General features: G+C 66.7%; 18 protein-coding genes. 4 read left to right on the plus strand and 14 right to left on the minus strand.

The features are described from left to right. Positions 1 to 37: 37 nt before the first annotated feature. From ACO2Q4_RS04070 to ACO2Q4_RS04085, 4 genes are all read right to left on the minus strand, one after another. Positions 38 to 1,393, minus strand: coding sequence for an 8-oxoguanine deaminase (locus ACO2Q4_RS04070; protein ID WP_423317458.1), 1,356 nt, complete (start codon positions 1,391 to 1,393; stop codon positions 38 to 40). Between the two features lie 607 nt (positions 1,394 to 2,000). Further along, positions 2,001 to 2,711: a sulfite exporter TauE/SafE family protein gene (locus tag ACO2Q4_RS04075; RefSeq protein ID WP_423317460.1), complete on the minus strand. Its 711-nt coding sequence runs from the start codon at positions 2,709 to 2,711 to the stop codon at positions 2,001 to 2,003. Next, positions 2,708 to 4,105 (minus strand): amidohydrolase family protein, encoded by a 1,398-nt coding sequence (locus tag ACO2Q4_RS04080; RefSeq protein WP_423317462.1) that lies wholly within the window; start codon positions 4,103 to 4,105, stop codon positions 2,708 to 2,710. Before ACO2Q4_RS04080 ends, ACO2Q4_RS04075 begins: the two co-directional genes overlap by 4 nt. Further along, positions 4,102 to 5,445 (minus strand): uracil-xanthine permease family protein, encoded by a 1,344-nt coding sequence (locus ACO2Q4_RS04085; protein WP_423317464.1) that lies wholly within the window; start codon positions 5,443 to 5,445, stop codon positions 4,102 to 4,104. Before ACO2Q4_RS04085 ends, ACO2Q4_RS04080 begins: the two co-directional genes overlap by 4 nt. Before the next feature lie 154 nt (positions 5,446 to 5,599). Between ACO2Q4_RS04085 and ACO2Q4_RS04090 the strand changes: the two genes are divergently transcribed. Continuing rightward, positions 5,600 to 6,595: a substrate-binding domain-containing protein gene (locus ACO2Q4_RS04090; protein ID WP_423317466.1), complete on the plus strand. Its 996-nt coding sequence runs from the start codon at positions 5,600 to 5,602 to the stop codon at positions 6,593 to 6,595. A 24-nt stretch (positions 6,596 to 6,619) separates the two neighbouring features. Here ACO2Q4_RS04090 and ACO2Q4_RS04095 read toward each other — a convergent pair whose 3' ends face one another. Then, positions 6,620 to 7,822, minus strand: coding sequence for an MFS transporter (locus tag ACO2Q4_RS04095; protein WP_395131793.1), 1,203 nt, complete (start codon positions 7,820 to 7,822; stop codon positions 6,620 to 6,622). 116 nt (positions 7,823 to 7,938) lie between these two features. Here ACO2Q4_RS04095 and ACO2Q4_RS04100 point away from each other — a divergent pair, with 116 nt between their 5' ends. Next, on the plus strand, positions 7,939 to 8,784 hold the full coding sequence (locus ACO2Q4_RS04100; protein ID WP_423317468.1) for an AraC family transcriptional regulator: 846 nt from the start codon (positions 7,939 to 7,941) through the stop codon (positions 8,782 to 8,784). Here the strand turns inward: ACO2Q4_RS04100 and ACO2Q4_RS04105 are convergent. After that, positions 8,762 to 9,295, minus strand: a complete 534-nt coding sequence (locus ACO2Q4_RS04105) for a GNAT family N-acetyltransferase (RefSeq protein ID WP_423317469.1) — start codon at positions 9,293 to 9,295, stop codon at positions 8,762 to 8,764. The genes ACO2Q4_RS04100 and ACO2Q4_RS04105 overlap by 23 nt on opposite strands. A gap of 115 nt (positions 9,296 to 9,410) precedes the next feature. On the opposite strand from ACO2Q4_RS04105, the gene ACO2Q4_RS04110 reads away from it, so the two are divergent. After that, complete coding sequence (locus tag ACO2Q4_RS04110) at positions 9,411 to 9,569, plus strand: hypothetical protein (RefSeq protein WP_311759516.1); 159 nt, start codon at positions 9,411 to 9,413, stop codon at positions 9,567 to 9,569. 83 nt (positions 9,570 to 9,652) lie between these two features. Here the strand turns inward: ACO2Q4_RS04110 and ACO2Q4_RS04115 are convergent, their stop codons facing one another. Continuing rightward, entirely contained in the window at positions 9,653 to 11,818 is a 2,166-nt protein-coding gene (locus ACO2Q4_RS04115) for an OmpA family protein (protein ID WP_423317471.1), read from the minus strand. 214 nt (positions 11,819 to 12,032) lie between these two features. Between ACO2Q4_RS04115 and ACO2Q4_RS04120 the strand changes: the two genes are divergently transcribed. Continuing rightward, positions 12,033 to 12,992, plus strand: a complete 960-nt coding sequence (locus ACO2Q4_RS04120) for an aldo/keto reductase (protein ID WP_423317472.1) — start codon at positions 12,033 to 12,035, stop codon at positions 12,990 to 12,992. Here the strand turns inward: ACO2Q4_RS04120 and ACO2Q4_RS04125 are convergent. From ACO2Q4_RS04125 to ACO2Q4_RS04155, 7 genes are all read right to left on the minus strand, one after another. After that, positions 12,983 to 14,053 (minus strand): aldo/keto reductase, encoded by a 1,071-nt coding sequence (locus ACO2Q4_RS04125; RefSeq protein WP_423317474.1) that lies wholly within the window; start codon positions 14,051 to 14,053, stop codon positions 12,983 to 12,985. The genes ACO2Q4_RS04120 and ACO2Q4_RS04125 overlap by 10 nt on opposite strands. Before the next feature lie 21 nt (positions 14,054 to 14,074). Then, positions 14,075 to 14,707 carry a dihydroxyacetone kinase subunit L gene (locus ACO2Q4_RS04130; RefSeq protein ID WP_423317476.1) on the minus strand — a complete coding sequence of 211 codons (633 nt, stop codon included), beginning with the start codon at positions 14,705 to 14,707 and terminating at the stop codon, positions 14,075 to 14,077. A gap of 7 nt (positions 14,708 to 14,714) precedes the next feature. Continuing rightward, entirely contained in the window at positions 14,715 to 15,716 is a 1,002-nt protein-coding gene (locus tag ACO2Q4_RS04135) for a dihydroxyacetone kinase subunit DhaK (RefSeq protein ID WP_423317478.1), read from the minus strand. 4 nt (positions 15,717 to 15,720) lie between these two features. Further along, positions 15,721 to 16,785 carry an ABC transporter permease gene (locus ACO2Q4_RS04140; protein WP_311759510.1) on the minus strand — a complete coding sequence of 355 codons (1,065 nt, stop codon included), beginning with the start codon at positions 16,783 to 16,785 and terminating at the stop codon, positions 15,721 to 15,723. Next, positions 16,782 to 18,323: a sugar ABC transporter ATP-binding protein gene (locus tag ACO2Q4_RS04145; RefSeq protein ID WP_423317480.1), complete on the minus strand. Its 1,542-nt coding sequence runs from the start codon at positions 18,321 to 18,323 to the stop codon at positions 16,782 to 16,784. The genes ACO2Q4_RS04140 and ACO2Q4_RS04145 overlap by 4 nt, the downstream gene beginning before the upstream one ends. Positions 18,324 to 18,389: 66 nt before the next feature. Continuing rightward, a complete protein-coding gene (locus tag ACO2Q4_RS04150; RefSeq protein ID WP_311759508.1) occupies positions 18,390 to 19,379 on the minus strand; it encodes a substrate-binding domain-containing protein in 990 nt (329 codons plus the stop codon). Between the two features lie 35 nt (positions 19,380 to 19,414). Further along, a complete protein-coding gene (locus ACO2Q4_RS04155) occupies positions 19,415 to 20,428 on the minus strand; it encodes an ABC transporter permease (RefSeq protein ID WP_423317483.1) in 1,014 nt (337 codons plus the stop codon). Positions 20,429 to 20,436: the final 8 nt, after the last annotated feature.

Below are 20,436 nucleotides of genomic sequence, written 5' to 3' on the forward strand. Positions count from 1 at the left end.
CCTTTCCTGACCAGTCCGCGATCCAGGCTGTGATGGGTTACGGGTGCAGGCGCTGTATCCGCCGCGCCTGTTTCAGGTGCTCTTTCAGCACGTCGTTCAATCCGGGCAGGTTAGGCTGGCCGTTTTCGACCAGAGGAACACCGTTCACGATGGTCGTTCCCGCCGTGGCGGGTCCGCAGCGCAGCAGCGCCTCGACCGGATCGGTCAGCGCGCCCGCAAGCGAGACATCGGGCATCTGCCAGATGACCAGATCGGCACAGGCGCCGGGGCGAAGATGCCCGATCTCGTCTTCCCAACCAAGGCAGGCGGCGCCACCCCGCGTGGCCGCGTCCAGCGCATCGCGCGCCGACATCGAATGCGGGCCGTTCTTGTAGCGGCCCAGCAGCAGCGCGGTGCGCGCCTCAAGCCACAGCGACGCGCTGTCGGTCGAGGCCGATCCGTCGCAGCCAAGCCCGACCGGCATGCCAAGCGCCCTTAGCCCCATCAGGTCCGCCGACCCCCCGCCGATCAGCATGTTCGAACAGGGACATTGCGCCGTGCAGACACCCGCATGGGCCAGCCGCTTGATCTCCTCGTGCTTGGGATAGATGAAATGCGCCACCCACGACCGCGCCGAGGCCCAGCCCACGCGTTCGAAATATTCGACCGGCGTGCAGCCATAGACCTCGCGGCAATAGGTGTCTTCCTCGGGGTCTTCGGCAAGATGGGTGTGCAGGCGCAGATCGTATCTGTCGGCAAGCCGGGCGGATTCGGACATGATCCGCTCGGTCACCGAGAACAGCGAACAGGGCGCCAGCGCCACGCGGTTCATCGCCCCGGCCGACGCGTCGTGGAATTTCGCGACCAGGCGGACCGAGTCCTCAAGAATGACATCCTCGTCCTGGACCACCGAGGCGGGCGGCAGGCCCCCATCCTCGACCGAACGGGTCATCGAGCCGCGCGTCGCGTAGAAGCGAAAACCGATCTCGTTGGCCGCCCTGAACTGGGCGTCGATCAGGAAGGGCTTCGGATGGACATACATGTGATCCATCGAGGTCGTGCAGCCGCCCAGCAAAAGCTCGGCCATGGCGACATAGGTCGAGGCAAAGACGGCTTCCTCGTCCAGCCCGGCCCAAAGCGGGTAAAGACCCGTCAGCCATTCGAACAGGCTGCCATTCGTGACCGGGGCATAGGACCGGGTCAGGTTCTGGTACATGTGGTGATGGCAGTTGATCAGCCCCGGCGTCACCAGCTTTCCATTGGCGGAAATGCGGCGCCTGGCCGGGGGCGCGGCGCTGCCGCTGTCGCCAACGGCCTGAATGCGCCCGCCCGCGATGGCGATCCAGCCCGACGGAATTTCCCAACCGCGGTCGACATAGATAAACGCGTCATGAATCAGAAGATCGGCAGTCATGCCCCCTCCAGGTGTCACAGTTGAACCGGCCTGCGGCCAGCTTCGCTATGATCCCTGTACCAGGAGGCGCGAACTCCGGATCGTCATCAACCTGGGTTGAGCGGGGTATGAAGGATGCCGGTTTGACCCGGGCATCTTCGGTCAGACTGGCGAAAAGGCGGACCACCTGTCAAGAATTTCGTGGGGCTGCGGTTTTGCGTGCGGAAAAGAACGGCAAGCCGCGACATGAAATTAATCAATTACAGTTTGTTATGATGAATTATTATAAAGTTTCGACCTGATCGTCCGACGCAAGCACCCCGCAGTCCGACGCGATGATCCGACAACCCGCCATGCGCGGACGCCACCGGATCGGGCGCAAGGCAGAGGCCCGGGCGCGGAAATCGTGACGACGGACAAGGGCGGGAATGGACATGAAAAGAGGCCGGCCCCCTCCCGGACCGACCTCCTGTCGATGCAGAATTTCCCTCTAGGCTTTCCTCAGTAACAATAGGATGCACCCGTTCGCCTGTTCCGCCAACTTGTCGAAAAGATCAGGTCCGGCGCAGCCGAAAAAGCGGCCCCGACCTTTCCAAATCCTCTCCGATGTCACGCAAGAACGACCGCCCTAGCCCTTCAGCAGAAGCGCGGCGCCGCTGACGATCGAAAAGATCAGCACCGCCATCCGCAGGCCCGGCCCGTTGGCGCGGGAATGGACCGTTCTTGACAGCATGCTGCCCAGCAGGACGGCGGGGGTCAGATACAGCGCCGCCAGAAGCTGCCCCTGCCCGACCCGACCGGCAATCATCAGGATCACCAGCGAGATCACCTCGCCCACCAGAAAGCAGGTCGCGACGGTGGCGCGCAGCACCGGCCCCGGTGCGTGCTGGTAAAGCAGCGCCAGCGGCGGTCCCCCGATCCCGGTCGAAGTCTCGGTCACGCCGGTGAACAGCCCGACGCCCAGGGACGCACTGCGCGTGGGTGCGAAGGGCGGCGACAGCAAGGCCACGACTGCGGCAAGAATGGTCAGCAGGCCGACCGCGATTTCAAGCTGCCGCACGCTCAGCGCGAACAGAACCGCCATGCCCAGGAAGGTGCCAAGGAAGCGGCCTGCGGTAATCCAGCGCGTTCCATTGCGGTCGATGGTGCGCCGCTCGCGCCAGGCGACCAGGAAATTCAGCGGCAGCATCAGGATCAACAGGGTCACCGGCAGATAGCTGGCATCGACGAAGCCAAAGACCGGCGCCATGATCAGGGCAAAGCCGATGCCGACCGCCCCCTGCACAAAGGCAGAGGCGCCGACCAGCAGGGACAGAAGAACGAAGGCGGAAACAGTCACAACGACCTCGTGGCAAGCAGGCTGTCAGCCGTGGGATGGATGCGCTGGATCGGCGCGGCGGCGATGGCCGGGGCGGCAAGGTCGCGGACCTCTTTCAACAAGGCGCGGGCGTCCCAGTCAACCGGCCAGCCCTGCACCATGCGCAGGCGACCATTGGTGAACACGGCGTCGATCTGGTCGCGGCTGCCGTAACGGACCAGCTCCCATCCCAGATCATGGGATGGCGTGAATTCCGGCCGATCCAGATCGACCAGCAGGAAGTCTGCCGCCAACCCTGGAGCGATGCGCCCCGTGACCGCGCCCAGCCCGCTGGCGTCGGCGGCCATGCTTGTCGCCGCGTTCAGCCAAAGCCCGCCACCGCCGCAGGAACTGTCGCCCGAGGCAAGACCATAGGCGATGCGCTGCAGCGTCTCGCCCGCGTCCATCAGCCGGAACCCGTCGGCGCGGGTGCCGTCCGTCCCCAGCCCGAAGCGGATCCCCAGCGCCTGCATCTGCAGCGCGGGCGCGACCGCATTGCCCTTCCAGGTCGAGGCGACGGGGTTATAGGCGACGGCCGCGCCGGTATCCCTCAGCAGGTTCAGCTCGGACGGGGTGACCAGCGTCGAATGGGCCAGCAGCGTCTGCGGACCCAGCGCCCCGACATGGTCCAGATGCTGCAGCGGGCGGCGGCCATTGCTGACCAGCGAACGTTCGACCGCGACCAGATGTTCGTTCACATGGGTCTGGAAGGTGACGCCCGCCGCCGCCGCCATGCCCGAAATCTCGCGCAGCATGGCGTCGCTGGCAACTTCGGGGATCGAGATCGCCAGCGAGGCGTGGATCAGCGGGTCGCCCTCATAGCCGCGAAGATGGCTTTCGGCATCGCGCAGGATCTGGGCGCGGTCGGGCACCACCGCCGCGCCGCCAAGGTCGTTGCAGATGCGCGCGACGACAAGGCGCAGGCCGGTCTCGCGCGCGGCCTCGACCAGCCGGTCCAGATGCCCGGCCGAGCGCGTTCCCGCGTCGACCGCGGTGGTGAAGCCGCCGCGCAGGCATTCAAGGGCCGACAGCTTCGATGACAGATAGACCATGCGCTCATCCAGGCTGCCCTCCAAGGGCACCCAGATGCGGCGAAAGATCTCGGACGGCTCGCCAAAGACCAGCGACTTGCCCAGCGACTGGGTCAGGTGCGTGTGGGTGTCGATGAAGCCGGGCATCATCAGGTGGTCCGGCAACTCGACCACCGGCAGGCCGGGGTGAAGGGCGCGCAGGGCCGTCAGCGTATCGACCGCCTGAAAACGCCCGCCCCGCAGCAGCACCGCCATGCCGGGCCGGGGGCCGTCCTCCAGCAGCATCCGGCCGGGGGCGACAACCAGGTTTTCGGTGACGGCAAAAGCCCGGCACAGATCGTTCATCGTGTATTTTCCTTCGTCTGGACAATTTGCGGCCAACTGAATTGAAACAGGGCGTTGACCACCGCCGCTGTCAGCGTGCCCATGGCAAGCCCGTTGCCCAGGATCATCTGGGACCATTGCGGAAACTGGCTGTAGACGCCGGGCACCAGGATCGGGATCAGCCCCATCGCCAGCCCCGAGGCCAGCGTGAACATCGCGCCATGCCCGCGCAGGTCGACCCGGCTGAGGACATGGATGCCGATCACCCCGATGATCGCAAAGACGATGATCGCGGTGCCGCCGATCACGGGGCCGGGCAGCAGGCTGGCCAGCCGCGACACCGGCGCGATCAGCGCGATCACGACAAGGATCACCCCCGCCATCGCCGTGACCAGACGCGAGCGCACGCCCGTTGCACGCACGATGCCGACATTCTCGCCCGAGGTGATGATGAGCGAGGTGCCCAGCATCCCTCCCAGGATCGAGGCGACGGCATCGGCGCGGATGGTGCGCGGGACGATGGCGTGGGCGTCGCCCTTGCGCCCGACGATCTCGGCGGTGGCGATGGTCTGCCCGGTCGCCTCGGCCATCGAGATGATCGAGAAGATGATCAGCGGCAAGGACGCCACGATGTCGAATTTCGGCATTCCGAAGGGGAACAGGTGCGGCAGCGCGATGATCGGGCCCGCCATCACGCCGGTCAGGTCCAGCCTGCCAAGCGCGGCGGCCAGCAACGTCCCCGCGACCAGCCCCAGCATCACGGAAATGCGCTGCAAGGTGCCCGTGAACACGCGCGAAAAGATCACCGTCAGGGCAATCGTCGCCAGCGCCAGCCCGACATTGACCGGGTCGGCAAAGCCCTCGGTCCCGGATTTGCCGGTGATGGTGCCGCCATAGATCTTGACCAGGTTCACCGCGACCAGAAGCAGCATGGTCCCGACCACGATGGGCGGGAAAAAGCGCAGCAACCGGCGAAAGACCGGCAAAGCCAGGAAATAGAATGCCCCGGTCATAAGCACCGCGCCCACCGCCGTCTGCACGTCGGTCTGGCTGGCAATGGCGATGAAGATCGCGATCGGCGCGCCGCCGGGCACCATGACGAAGGGCAGTTTCGCCCCCAGCCCCGCCGGGCCAAGGCTTTGCAGGATCGACCCGATCCCGCAGACCAGAAAGGTCGCGCTGATGATTGAGACGGTCAGGCCGGCATCGAAGCCCAGCGTCTGGGCCACCAGAAAAACCGCCGTGATCGGTGAGGCCGCCATGACCAGCACATGTTGCAGGCCGAAAAGCACCAGCTCCCTTGTGGGCAGGACCTGGTCCACCGGATCGGCGACAGTGGAAGTCTTCGCATCGGAATTCATCGTCGTTCCCTGTTGTTAAGCCATGTTCGCATTCATGCAAATCGTTTTGCTATCCGTTTGCGTATCACCTCCGCCGATTCGTGCAAATCGTTTTGTTGCATCGGACGGCAATGCTGCTAGCTTGGCGCGAAGACTGTTTGAACGAGAGGCATGGGTGGCCAAACCGACGATTTCGGACCTTGCGAAGGCCGCGGGCGTATCCGTCACGACCGTGTCCCATGCCTTCAGCGGCCGCCGCCATGTCGACCCGGAAACCCGCAAGCGGATCCAGTCGCTGGCCGAGCAGATCGGCTATCACCCCAGCAGCGCGGCCGTGGCCCTGCGCAGCGGACGGACCGGAACGATCGCACTGGCCTCGTCGATGCCCTTCGCTGTCGCCGCCGGGCCGTCGCGGCTGGGCTTCCTGATGGAGATCGCCGCATCGGCCGCGATGTCCGCGCTGACCCGCAACCTGGCGCTATGCCTGATCCCGCCCCACCCTTCGGCGAAAAGCTATGTCTCGGCGGGCTTCGACGGGGTGATCCTGGTCGAACCGATGCGCGACGATCCGGTGCTGGCGCATTTCGAACAGCGCCAGACGCCGATCGTCTCTATCGGCACGGTTCCGGATCGCCCCGACATTCCCGCGGTCGACCTGCGCTCGCGTGACACTGCCAGCCTGCTGCTGACGCATCTGGAAGAACAGCGTTGCCGCAATGTCATGGCGCTGGTCGGGGCAAGCCAGCGCACCAGCCAGATCGAAAGCCGCGCGGCCTATGGTGCCTTCGCGCAGACCCACGGCCATGCCCCAAGGCTGCTTGCGCTGGACGAGGAAGAGGGCGAGGAGATCGCCTATCGCGCGACGCTGGCGGCCTTGCGCGACGATCCCCGGATCGACGGCATCTTTGCCGCCGTCGACGCCTTTGCCAGCGGCGCGGTGCGGGCCGCGCAGGAACTGGGCCGGCGCATTCCCGAAGACCTGCGGCTGGTCACGCGATATGACGGGCTGCGCGCCAAGCTGTCGCGGCCGCCGATCACGGCCGTCGACCTGCATCTGCCCGACATCGCCGAACGCGCGGTCGAGCTGCTGCTTGACCGGATCGACGGCAAGCCCCGGATGATCGAGGCGGCGATGCCCGAGCTGGTGCCCCGGCGCTCCTCGACCCTCTAGCCCTTTCGGACGTCGGCCGACCGCCTAACCATGCTTTTCGCGCGTGTCGGGCAGAAGCACGGTCAGGATACCGATCACCGGCAGCACCGAACACAGGTCGAAGACGAAGGTGATCCCCTTCCAGTCGGCCAGCCCGCCCAGCAGCGCGGCCCCGATCCCGCCGATCCCGAAGATGAAGCCGAAGAACAGGCCCGACACCATTCCCACGCGCCCCGGCATCAGGTCCTGCCCATAGACGACGATGGCCGGGAATGCCGAGGCGATGACGAAGCCGATGATCCCGCTGAGGATGATCGTCGCGGTCAGCCCGACATGCGGCAGCAGCAGCGTAAAGGGCAGCACGCCCAGGATCGAGGCCCAGATCACCGGCTTGCGCCCGAAGCGGTCGCCGATCGGCCCCCCTGCGATCGTGCCCGCAGCCACCGCGCCGAAGAACACGAACTGGCACAGCTGCGCCTGCTGGGTCTGCAAGCCGAACTTCTCGATCAGGAAGAAGATGTAATAGCTCGTGAAGCTGGCAAGATAGATATACTTGGAAAACAGCAGCGCGATCAGCACCGACATCGCCATCGCGACCTTGCCCCGCGACAGCACGGCGTGGCGCGCGGGCGGTTTGGCGGGGCGGCGGGCATGGCCGTTCACCTGATACCAGCGGCCAAGTGCGCTCAGCACGATCATCCCGGCCAGCGCCACCAGCGCGAACCACGCCAGCCCCTGCTGTCCACGCGGCAGCACGATGAAGGCGGCGGCCAGCGGCCCGACCGCCGATCCGAAATTGCCCCCGACCTGGAACAGCGACTGCGCCATGCCATGCGACCCGCCCGAGGCCAGGCGCGCGATTCGCGACGTCTCGGGGTGGAAGATCGAGGAACCGATCCCCAGCAGTACGGCCCCCGCAAGAAGCACCTGATAGCTGGGGGCATAGGCCAGCGTCAGCAGCCCCAGCATCGAGGACGCCATCCCGAATGGCAGCGAATAGGGCAGCGGCCTGCGATCCGTATAGGCGCCGATGAACGGCTGCAGCAGCGACGCCGTCACCTGATAGACGAAGGTCAGGAAACCGACCTGCGCAAAGGACAGCGAGAAATTCCCCTGCAGGATCGGATAGACCGCCGGCAGCAGCGCCTGCATCATGTCGTTCAGGAAATGGCACAGGCTGGCTGCGCCAAGCACCGGGTATGAGGCCGCGCCACTGCGGGGCGGGGCAACGGTTGCTGCGTCTGACAAGGGGCATCTCCGAGATTCCGGGCAGGCGTCTTGCCCTGCCGATGCCCGAGGGCTACAGATCGGGAAATCTGCCCGCCACCTTGTTTGGGCCTGATTGTTACGCAAGTGGGCCAATCATGCGCGACATCCATATCGACACGGTCGACCACACGCCGCGCCCCATCGTCGCGATCACCAACGACTATCCCGACGGCTTCCGGATCCCGCCCCATTGCCACCGGCGGGGGCAGCTGATCTCGGGGGCGACGGGGCTGGTGGTCATGACGACGCCCCACGGCACCTGGGTCATGCCCCCGCAGCGCGGCATGTGGATCCCCCCCGGCGCCGTTCACAACGTCCGGATCGTCGGCGCGGTCAGGATGCACAGCCTGTATATCGAACCCGAGGCGGCACAGGGCATGCCGGATCATTGCCAGGTGGTCGGCATCCACGGCTTCATGCGCGCGCTGATCGTCGAGGCGTTCGAGCTGCCGCTGGAATACCCGCTGTCGGGCCGTCCGGGCGCGCTGATGGAGCTGCTGGGACACGAGATCGCGCGCCTGACGGCCCTGCCGCTGTCCCTGCCCTATCCGCGCGACGAACGCCTTGCCGCGCTGTGCCGGCGCTTCATGACAGCGCCCAACATCCATGAGACCATTGATGACTGGAGCGGGGCGCTGGGGATGAGCCGGCGGGCCTTTACCCGGCTGTTCCGCAGGGAAACCGGCCTCAGCTTCGTCGGCTGGCGGCAGCAGGCCTGCCTGCTTTCGGCCTTGCCCCATCTGGCCGCGGGAACGCCCGTGACGGCGGTGGCGATGGACCTGGGTTATGAAAACCCCGCAGCCTTCACGATCATGTTCAAGAAGGCCTTCGGCCTTGCGCCGTTGGCCTATCTGGGCCTGCGCGGTGTGCCGGGAACGGTCGATATTCCCGCGCAGGCCGCGGCCATGTCACCGAAGCTCAGGTCAATCGACGCGCCATGATCATTTCGTCGATTTCCTGACCCTCATGGATCATTCCGGCCGGGATGATCCCGATCCGGTCAAAGCCGCTGCGTTCATAAAAGCGGATCGCGCGTGGGTTCCGGCAGCTGACGTTCAGCTCGATCTGGGAAATCCCCGCCTTGCGCGCCTCTGCGATAAGGGCGTCCAGAAGCGCCTGCGCCGCCCCGCCTCCGCGTTCCTCGGGGCGGAGATAGACCATGATCAGCGTGGCCCGGTGCTTCATCTTGCTGGCCTGCTGCGGCAGCAGCCCCATGATCCCGACCGGATTGCCCGCCCGGAAGGCGACAAAGACCGGAATCTGCAACCTGCCGCGCCATTCCTCGTCGGAAAGCCTTGCCCAGTCGCCCGCGCTGCTGGCATAGGCCGCGGGTTCGGAGCCGAGCGCTTCAAGGCGGATCGCCTTGAAGATCGGAAATTCATCCGGGGTCAGTCTTCGGATTTCCATGTCGCGCATCGGCAGGCCCTCATCATGGCCCGCAACCTTGGCCATAGGCGGGGCAAGCGCAACCCCGTCGCGGGGCGCGGCATCTGGACGCTTCCGTCCGGGGCGCTCTGCGCTTAGCCTTGGTCCGATCCCACCGCGGCCACATTCCGGAAAGGACCACATGAACAAGATTGCCCTGCTTTTCATCCTCTTGGCGACAAGCGCCTGTTCCTCGGGCGGCTCGGTCCAGGGGAAATCCCTGTCGGAATTGCGGGCCGCTTGCGGTCAGGGAAATTCGGCCGCCTGCCGCACGGTCAAGCAGCACGACCAGTTGCTTTAGGCGCGCCACGACCTGCGGGCCGGTCTGGCCCGCATCGCTGTCAAAGGGACCGGCGCGGAAGATCGCCGCGCCGGTCTGTCAGGTCACTTCGTCGGCTGCGGCAGCAGGTCGGTGATCCGACGAACGGCGGCACGGCGGTTTTCACGCACGTCGCCTTCCTGACGGATCCGCGGGAACTGCTCGCCATAGCCCTGCACGACCATGTTTTCAGGCGGAACCTTGAAATACTCGGTCAGGGCAAGGGCGACCGACTCGGCACGGCGGTCCGAAAGCGCCAGGTTGGCGGCGTCCGAGCCGACGGTGTCGGTATGCCCCTCGACCAGGAAGATCTCGCGCGGATTCGCGGCGACCGCTTCGCGGATGACCGCGCCAAGCGCCGAAAGCTGCTTGGCCTGATCGGGCTGGATCGCGGCCGAGCCTGTCTCGAAGGTGATGGCGTCGATGTTCACCGGGGCGACAAGTGCACGGACCTGCGCGATGTTGCGGATCTGGGACAGGGTGAAGCGGCGTCCAACGTCGGATTCGCGCAGCAGCGCGGCACGCAGATCCTCCTCGCTGGTTTTCCCCAGCGCAATGCCGGTGCCGGCGACCGGAGCGGGCAGGCTGGCGACATCGACCGGATCGACCCGGACCGTGTCGTCGATCAGCTGCGTGGTGGTGCCGTCGGCTGACACGAGGCTGCGGCGCAGAACCCGCAGATCCGCATCCCGCACGGTGATGATCTTGCTGCCATCGGCGCGCGTGACGATCGTGCGCGACGAGCCATCATTGTAATTCTCGGTCGCGACGGTCGAACCGGGCTGGCGCAGCAGGGCCACCTCATCCTTGATGACCTGCTGGCTGCCATCGCCGCGCGTGACCACGACCCGGTCGGGGCTGCTCAGCGCAACCTGGCGGTTGTTGTTCAGCATCGCGCCGACCGCGACCCCGCCAAGGCCGAACAGCAGCGCCTTGGCCAGATCGCTTTTATTGTCGTCGTCATCATCCTTGGCCTCGGTCCGGGCCTGCGCCGGCGCGCCGGTGGCGGCGGTCATCGCATTGGTCAGGTCGGTCGCGAAATCCTCGGCCGAGGAGCGGCTGTTTTCCTTGGTGACCTTTTCCTCGGTCACTTCGCCTTTGCCCGCCTCGTCGCTCAGCGCGGCGACCGGGGCCACCTCGGGTGCGGCGGCGGCCTCTTTCGCGGCTTCGGTTTCGCTGGCGCCCTGTTCGGGCGCGGGGGCGGCGGTCTCGACCTGGCCCGGTTTGGCGGGCTGGGTCGCAGGCTGCGCCGGATCGGCCTGACCCAGTGCCTGCGGAGCGGCCGTGCCCTCGGGGGTTTCCGCAGGGGTCGCGGCCTCCCCGTTCTGCTTGGCAAGCGCCGCGGCAAGGGCGTCGGCGTCGGTTGCCGGATCGCCAGCGGGTGCGGTGGGGGAAGCCTCGGCCGCCGTGCCGCCGGCCGCGTTGCCGTCGGTCTGGGCGGCACCCGGCTTCTCAGTCGTCGCGGCTTCGGCCGGGACTTGCGCGGCGGGGGCGTCACCACCGGCCGCCGGGGCGGCGGTCTCGGCCGGGGCGCTTTCGGGCAGCGGGGCCGGTTCGACCTGCTCGGCCGCGGGCTTGCCGGTCACGTCGCCTTCAGCCGGCGCGGCAGGTTTGTCAGCTTGAACGGGCGCGCTTTCCTGAGCCGCGGGCGCGGCCCCGTCCGCTTCCTTCTTCAGCGCATCCGCAAGGTCGTCCTGCGTCGGCACTTCGGCCTGGGGCGCGGGATTGTCCAGCGGCGCCGGCTTGGCATCCTTCACGGGCTCATCCGGCGTCACTGCCTGATCGGCCTGGGCCTTGGCGGCGGGTGCCTCAGCAGGGGCTTCCGCCGGGGCTTCAGGGGCTGCCGTCGCCGCGGGGGCAGGCGCTTCGACCGGCGGGGCGGCCTGCGCTTCGGGTTGCGGGGCCGGGGCCTCGACAGGGGCCTCTGCCGGGGCGGTTTCCGCCGCCTGCGGCGCGGGGCTGGCGGTGGCCGCGTCCGCGCAAGGCGGGGCTGAGCCATCGTCGCAGTCCGCGGCGGGCTTGCCCTTCGCCTTGGGCTGCTGTGCCTGTTCCGGCGCGGCCTGTTCCGGTGCGGCGGGGGCCACCTGTTCCGGGGCCGCCTGCTCCGGGGCCTGCTGTTCCTGGCCTTGTGCGTCCTTCAGGGCATCCGCGGATTGCGCAAGCAGGGCATGTGGCGCCAGAAGCGAGATACAGGCCGCAATCGCGGTCGTTTCATTGAAAATTCGGCGCATGTCTTGTCCTTTGCCGTTTGGCGTTCTGATTGGCGGACCAACAGGCGGTTCGAAGACACGGTTCCTCTACAAGAACGTGATGGGCGTCCCGCCGCCGAAACCGCCCGCGACCAAGACCCGCGACGCAAGCTAAGCACCTGTCATGCGGGCACTTTCGCTTGACGCGCGGCGCACATCGCGCTTCCCTGCCGCACCGCGGCAAAAGGAGACGGGCATGGAACAACGACAGCTGGGCACGCGACAGGTCGGCGCCATCGGCCTTGGCACGATGAGCTTTGGCGGAATCTTCGGCCCCACGGACGAGACGACGTCGCTGGCCTGTCTTGACGCCGCCGCGGACCGGGGCATCAGCCATTTGGACACGGCCAACATCTATGGCATGGGCGTGTCCGAACAGATCCTTGGCAAATGGGGCCGGCAGGACATCCACCTTGCCACGAAATGCGCCATCGTCAGCGGCCCCCCGCGCGAGGTCCGCAATGACGAGCCCTATATCCGCCAATGCCTTGAAGAATCGCTGCGACGGCTGAAGCGCGATCACATCGATCTTTACTATATCCACCGCCGCCAGCCCGCCATTCCGGTCGAGGATCTGGCCGGGACCATGGCGAAGCTTGTGCAGGAGGGAAAGATCGGCGGCTATGGCCTGTCCGAGATCGCGCCCGCCACCCTGCGCCGCGCCCATGCCGAACATCCCGTGACCGCCGTGCAAAGCGAGTTTTCCCTGTGGACGCGCCTGCCCCAGCTTGGCCTGATCCAGGCCTGCAAGGATCTGGGCGTGGCCTTCGTCGCGTTTTCGCCCTTGGCGCGTGGCATGCTGGGTCGCGCTCCGCTGAAGCGCGATTTCCGCGCCGGGATCGATTTCCGCGACACCAACCCCCGCTTTGTCGAGCCGAACTTTTCGGCCAACCTTGCGGTGATCGCGCCCTTCCGCGCGCTTTGCGCCGATCGCGGATGGACGGTCGCGGGGGCCGCGCTGGGGTGGGTTCTGGCGCAGGGGGACCACATCATCCCGATCCCCGGCACGCGCACGGCCGACCATCTGGGCGATTGGGACCCTGCCCCACTGACCGCGGCGGACATCGCCGAAATCGACCGCATCCTGCCGCCCGGATTCGCGCATGGCGACCGTTACGGCGACCACCAGATGGCCTTTATCGAGCGTTATTGCTGAAAAGGCCGCTCGTCCGCCCCGACCCTTGGGTGCAGCGCGAATTCGGGGCCGCCAAAGCGGGGCTTGGCGAACTGCTCCTGATGCCAGTGCGGATAGATCATCGGCGGGCGGCTCAGCTTGTCCAGGCGGGCAAGCTGGTCCCCGGTCAGGCTGATCGCAAGGGCGCGGGCATTGCGTTCCAGCTGGTCGCGGCTGCGCGCTCCGACGACCAGACTGGCAATGCCGGGGCGCGTCAGCAGCCAGGCCAGCGCCACCTGCGCCGCCTCGACCCCGTGGCTTTCACCGATCGCCGCCAGCTCGTCGACGATGGCCCAAAGCCGGGCGGGATCGCGGATCGGGGGCTCGGTCCAGCCATTGGCTTGCCGGCTTTCCAGCGCGATCCGCCCCCCGCGATGCTTGCCGCTGAGAAGGCCCGCCGCCAGCGGGCTCCAGACGGTGACGCCGACGCCCTGGTCCAGCGCGATCGGCAAAAGCTCGTATTCCGCCTCGCGCGCCTCGATCGTGTAATGGATCTGCTGGGTGACGAAGCGGGTCAGGTTGTGCCGCTCGGACGCCATCAGGGATTTCATCAGCTGCCAGCCGGTATAGTTCGAGCAGCCCGCGTAGCGGATCTTGCCCTGCGCGACCAGCATGTCCAGCGCCGCCATCGTCTCCTCGACCGGGGTCTGCCCGTCCCATTCGTGGATGTGATAGATGTCGATATGGTCGGTGCGAAGCCGCGTCAGGCTGCGTTCGCATTCGCGGATCAGGTGCCAGCGGCTTGCGCCCTGATCGTTCGCGCCCTCGCCGATCCGCATCCGCGCCTTGGACGAGATCAGGACCCGGTCGCGCCGGCCCGCCAGCGCCTCGCCCAGGATCTCCTCGGCAAGGCCGGTCGAATACATGTTGGCGGTGTCGACCATGCCGATGCCCAGGTCCAGCGCGCAATCGATCAGCTCGCGCGCCTCGGCGACGCCCTGCTGGCCGACCATGCCGAACGGCCCCGCGCCGCCAAAGGTGAAGGTCCCCAGCGTCAGGACGGGGACGCTCAGCCCGGATCTGCCCAATTGACGATAGTCCATCTTTTCCCCCTGTTCGCGCGCCTAGGCCGCGGCCGTGTCCCGCATGGTTTCGATCAGCATCACGGCGACCGTCGCCCCGGCATCGGGCAGGCCACGGGACTTTTCGGCAAAGGCGGCGGCCTTGCCATGCTGGGCGACCATGTCGCGCGTCGCCTGCAACGCCGCATCCGCCACCGTCACCGCCGCGGCCAGCGCATCGGTCAGGCCAAGACCCTGCCGGGCGGATGCCTCAAGCGAGGCCGCGACCGGTTCCAGCACGTCCAGCACCGTCTTGTCGCCGGGCCTGGCCTTGCCGCGTTGCGCGACGCCATCGGCAAAGGCGCGCCAGAAACCCGCAAGCTCGGTCAGGTCCAGAGTCCCGGCACCCTCGACCGCCTTCGATCCGCGCAGGAAACCCGTCGCCATCAGCGTGCCCATCGTCGAGGGCGCGGCCTTGGCCAGCGCCGCGCCCGCCGCCTTCATCTGCCCCGCCGGAACCGGCGCAGCCAGATCGGCGACGGCGTCGTGGGCGGCGGCAAAGCCCTTGGACATGGTGATGCCCAGATCGCTGTCGCCGACCTTGCCATCCAGCGCGATCAGCGCCTCGCGTTCCGCGGCGAAGCGCCGGGCGAAGGCATCGAACAGGCGGGTGATGTCATCGGTGGTGAAGGCCATCCGCGCCTCACTCGCCGAAATGGCGGAAGAAGGGTGTCTGTGCCCCGGCCGCGATCAGGGGCTCGATCTCGTCGTCCAGATGCAGGATCGAAACCGAGGCCCCTGCCATCTCCATCGAGGTCGCGAATTCACCGACCCAGACATGGCGGATCGTCACCCCGCGCCCCTCCATCACCTGCGAGACGCGGCGGAAGATGATGTAAAGCTCTTCCAGAGGTGTCGCGCCCAAGCCGTTGACCAGAACCGCAACCTCATCCCCGCGGGCGTAATCGGTCTCGGCAAGGATGCGATCCATGATCCGGTCCACCACCGCGTCGGCTGGCAGCAGCGCCTCGCGCGAGATGCCGGGTTCGCCGTGGATGCCCATGCCGATTTCCATTTCCTCCGCGCCGATCTGAAATCCGGGGCGGCCGACTTCGGGGATGATGCAGGGCGACAGGGCGACGCCCATGGTCCGGGTGCGGCTGCGCACCTTGTCGGCCAGCCGCGCGACCTCGTCCAGCGGCAGCATCCGCGCCGCCGCCGCCCCCGCGGCCTTGTAGATGAAGAAGATCCCTGCGACGCCGCGGCGCTTGTGTTCCTCGCCGACCACGGACGAGGCGACGTCGTCATTGCCGATGACCGTGCGGATCTGGATATCCTCGATCTCGGCCAGCTCGCCCGCCATGTCGAAATTCATGATGTCGCCGGTATAGTTTCCGTAAAGGTAAAGAACGCCCGCACCCTGATCGACATGGCGCGTCACCTGCAGGATCTGGTCCGAGCTGGGCGACTGGAACACGCCGCCCACCGCGCAACCGTCCAGCATCCCCTTGCCGACAAAGCCAAGGAAGGTCGGCAGGTGCCCCGATCCGCCGCCCGTCACGATCCCGACCTTGCCCTTGACGGGTGCCGCGGTGACATAGCAGCGCAGATCCCCTGCGACATGCGTCACCTCGGGATGGGCGCGATAGATCCCATCCAGCATCTCGTCGACGAAATCTTCGGGTTTGTTCAGCAATTTCTTCATGATGTCACTTCGCGATATGGGATTGCAGGTGACGGCGGCGCTTTACGAAAAAGGCCGCCGCAAGAAGGATGAAGGCACCGACGACGACGCGCTGCCAGCTTGACGGGATGCCGACCAGCACCAGCGAGTTGCTGACCACGGTGATCAGCAGGACGCCCACCACCGTGCCAAAGACCGAGCCGGTCCCCCCGGTGATCCGCGCCCCGCCCAGCACGACGGCGGCGATCACCCCGATTTCGGTCCCGACCAGGTCAAAGGGGTTCGCCATCCGGTTCGCGCAGACATGGATGATGCCTGCCAGCCCGGCCAGCGCGCCGGCATAGGCAAAGACAAAGACATGAACCAGCCGCTGGTCATAGCCCAGCCGGGCCGCGACCTCGGCATTGCCGCCGCTGGCAAAGATCGCCCGCCCCATCAGCGTGCGGGTAAAGATCAGCCAGGTGATCAGCGCCACCGCCGGAAAGATCAGGAAATAGACCGGCAGCGTCACCACCGCGCCATTGGCCGTGGTGATGTCCATCAGGGACGCCTTGCCAAAGGCGACCATCTGCGGGGGCAGCTCCATCAGCCAGACCGTCCCGATGAAGGCCAGCAGGATGCCCCGGAACAGGTATTGCGTCCCGATGGTGACGATCAGGGACGCGACCCGCAGGCCGTGGACCAGAAGCCCGTTCACCGCGCCAAGCGCCGCGCCGGACAGGATGGCGACCGGAATAATGACCCAGACCGGCGTTTCGGGCGCAAGCCGCAGCACGAAAAGCGTGATCGAATACATGGTCAGCGCCGCGATGGCGGTAAAGCTGACATCGATGCCGCCCGCCGCTAGCACGGCAAAGACCCCCAGCGCGAACAACCCGGTCACGACGCTGGCGCGCCCCAGATCGATCAGGGACGAGGGTTGCAGGAAGGCCGGGTTGATCGCCGCGACGATCACGCAGATGCCGATCAGCAGGCCCAGGCTGACAAGCTCGGGGCGGCGGCCGAACAGGTCCAGCAATCCGCCCTGCCCGCGATCCGGGGCCGAGGCGCGGCGAATGGGGGTGTCCTTGGGCGCATCCGTCATGGTCATTCCACGGTCTCTTTGGCGGCCAGCATGGCCTTGTAGATGTCGTTTTCGGTCGCGGTGGCGCCGTCCAGTTCGGCCCGGACGCGGCCCGCGTTCATCACCAGGATGCGGTCGCAGTTCTGCAAAAGCTCCGGCAGGTCGTCCGACACGATGATGAGCGCGATCCCCCGTTCCGCCATTGCCTGCATCGCGCGATAGATCCGGTCCTTGGAGCCGACATCGACCCCGACCGTGGGGCCGTGCAGGATCAGCAGGCGCGGCTCGATGCTGAGCCAGCGGCCGATCAGCACGCGCTGCTGGTTACCGCCCGACAGCGCGCCCACCGGCAGGTCGATATCCGAGGTGTTCAGCTGCATCGCCTCGGAGATCCGCCGTGCAGCCGCCCGCCCTTTGGCCTTGTCGATGGTCCCCAGCGCGCCGCCAAGCTTGTCCAGGACCAGCGTCACGGCATTTTCATAGATGGATTTCTCGATGAAAAGCCCGTCGGCCAGCCGGTCCTCGGGGACATAGCCGATGCCTTCGGCGATGGCGTCTGCCGGGCTGGACAGGCTGAGTGCCCGCCCCTCGATGCGGATATTGCCGTCGGTGACGGGGCGATGCCCGGCCAGCGCCAGCGCCAGTTCGTTCCGCCCCGAATCCGACAGCCCGGTAATGCCGACGATCTCGCCCCGGTGCAGGTCAAGATCGACATTGCCGAACGCCTCGCCCGAGCCAAGCTGGTCCAGCGTCAGCAGGATGCCGTCCTGCGGCGCGGCAGCACGATAGCGCCGCGCCTCGATCGCGCGGCCGGTCATCAGCTGCGACAGCTCGGCGCGGGTATAGCCTTCGATCGGCCCCTGCCCCACCGATTTCCCATCGCGGAACACGACGGCCTGCCCGCCGATGCGGTAGCATTCCTCAAGCTTGTGGGTGACGAACAGCACCGCGACGCCCTTGGCGCAAAGATGGCGGACGACCTCGATCAGGGTTTCGACCTCGTGCCGGGTCAACGAGGTGGTGGGCTCGTCCATGATGACCAGGCGCGCCTCTTGCGCGATGGCGCGGGCGATGGCGACCCTTTGGCGGACCGCCAAAGGCAGGTCGCCGGCCGGTGTCGCCATCAGCGCGCGAGAGGGATCAAGGCCGACCTGCCCGACCGCCTGCTCGGCCACGCTGGTCAGGCCGCCGCGGTCCAGCCCGCGCAGCAGCCGCCCCCCGCCGCTGACCAGTTGCTCGGCCAGGGCCACGTTTTCGGCCACGGTCAGGTTCGGCAAAAGCGACAGATCCTGATAGACGGTCTCGATCCCGGCCTGCAGCGCCTGGATGGGCGTCAGCCTGGGATGCGGGGTTCCGTCCAGCAGGATCTCGCCCTCGCTGGGGGCATGGGCGCCGGACATGATCTTGATGACGGTGCTTTTGCCGCAGCCATTCTCGCCCAGCAGGTGATAGGGCTGGCCCGCGCGGATCTGCATGTCCACGCCACGCAGCGCATGGACGCCGCCGAAACGCTTGTGGATGCCGCGCAGCTCAAGGAAGGGCGGATCGGGCTGGTTGTCGGACATCTGCGACCCCGTCGTAAGGACAAAGGCCGGGGCGCGGCTGACGGCCACGCCCCGGCGGGCGGACTGTCAGAACAGGAAGTCCTTGTAGGTCGTCTTGTCTGCCAGGACCATGCCGTTGCCGATCAACAGCTTGCCGGTGCCCGGGCCGTCCTTCAGCGTGACCTTGTCATAGCCCTCGACGCCCAGATCCATGCCGTCGGTCAGCTCTTTCCCCTCGATCAGCAGCTTGGCGACGGCGTTCATCGCCATGCCCGCCTTCTGCGGATCCCAGAAGCCGATGGCCGTGATCGCGCCGCTGTCCAGATACGCGGCCGAGGGGTTGGGCAACCCGGTCCCGACAAGGCAGACCTTGCCCTGAAGCCCGGCTTCCTCGATCGCGCGGCCGACACCCAGCACATCATTCCCGGCCGAGGTCTGGAAGCCCTTGATGTCAGGATGCTTGCGCAGGATCTCCTTGGCCTTCTCATAGGTGGCGTTGGCGTCGTCGAAGCTTTCGTTGTTCGGATCGACCAGCACCATGCCCGGATGGGTCTTGGCATTCTCCTCGCCCGCGCCGACCCATTGCATGTGGGTGCGGCTGCCCAGCGAGCCGACGAAGGTCGTCCACTTGCCTTCGCCGCCCATGCAATCCGCCAACCGCTTGTTCAGCGCCGCGCCATACTGGGCGTTGTCGAAGGCCTCGACATCGACCATCGTATTGGCCTGGTTGTCGGCCTCGTGCGTGACGATGATCGTGCCGCGGTCCATCGCCCGCTTGAAGATCCCCTCAAGGATGGCGGGGTCCATCGGCACCACCGCCAGCGCCTGCGTGCCCTTGGCCACCAGATCCTGCACGATCTGCAATTGCTGCGCGGAATCCGCCGTGGCCGGTCCCACCTGCGAGATGGTATAGTCCGGGTTCTCCTCGGCGAATTTCTTCACGCCGGTTTCCATGCGGTCGAACCACGGGATGCCGCTGATCTTGACGACCGTGGTGATGGTGCCTTCGGCCAGGGCCGCGCTTGCGCCCGAAGCCAGAAAGGCCGCGACAAGACCAAGTTTCAGAACTTTCTTCATTTTTCTCCTCCCTCCATGTCCTCGAAGATCGCAGTTCAGTCCTGCGCCGCGCGAGAACGGCGCGGTATGGGCAGGTGGCTTGCCAGCCGTTCGATCACGCCAAAGCGGCCAATCGCCAGGAACGCCAGAAGCAGCGCCCCCCAAGCGAGATCGCGGACGAAATTCGACAGGCCGACGAAATTCAGCAGGCTTGACAGCAGTTGCAGGACGACGGCCGACAGCACCACGCAGGTCACGCGGCCATAGCCCCCCTCGGGCCGGACGCCCGCCATCACCGCGATCAGGATCGCGATCAGCAGATAGCTGGTGCCGTAATCCCATTTCACGTTGACGTTGCGCGCGGCGATGATGACCCCCGCGCATCCCGCCAGCATCCCTGACAAAGCATAGGTGACGGTAAAGATCCGCGCCTTGTCGAAGCCGCAGAACCCGGCCGCGCGCGGGTTCGCCCCGGTCAGCATCAGGCGCAGCCCGAACGGGGTGAAGCGCAGCACCGCCCCCAGCACCAGCGCGATCAGGACGAAGATCAGGAAGCCGATCGGCAGCCCGAGGATGACGCCATTGCCCAGCTGGTAAAGCGGCTCGGGCGAACCGATGGTGACCGCGCGCCCGTCCGAGATCACGACCGTCAGCCCGGTGAACAGCATCTGCGTGCCCAGCGTGCAAAGGATTGGCGTGATGCCCAGCCGCGCGATGATCAGCCCGTTCAGCAGCCCGCCCGCCAGCCCGACCAGCACCGCGACCCCGGCAAAGGCCAGCGAGAAGGTCCAAGGCGCGTCATCGACCGATACCAGATCCTTGACCAGCAACCCGGCCGCGACCCCGGCCAGGTTCGCAAGCGCGATTCCCGACAGGTCGATCCCGCCATTGCCTGCCGACATGGCCAGCATCACGCCGATGGCCAGCAGCCCGATCTCCGGAACCTGGCTTGCCATGGATTGCAGGTTGAAGGCGGAAAGATAGGTTCCGCCCGAAACCGCACCGCCGATCGCCAGCAGCGCGACGACCAGCAGCATCAACACGCCAAGGCGTCCATCCAGCTTACTCATGCCGCCTC

The organism is Paracoccus sp. KR1-242, from assembly GCF_049446195.1.
In the GTDB taxonomy this organism is placed as follows: Bacteria; Pseudomonadota; Alphaproteobacteria; order Rhodobacterales; family Rhodobacteraceae; genus Paracoccus; species Paracoccus broussonetiae.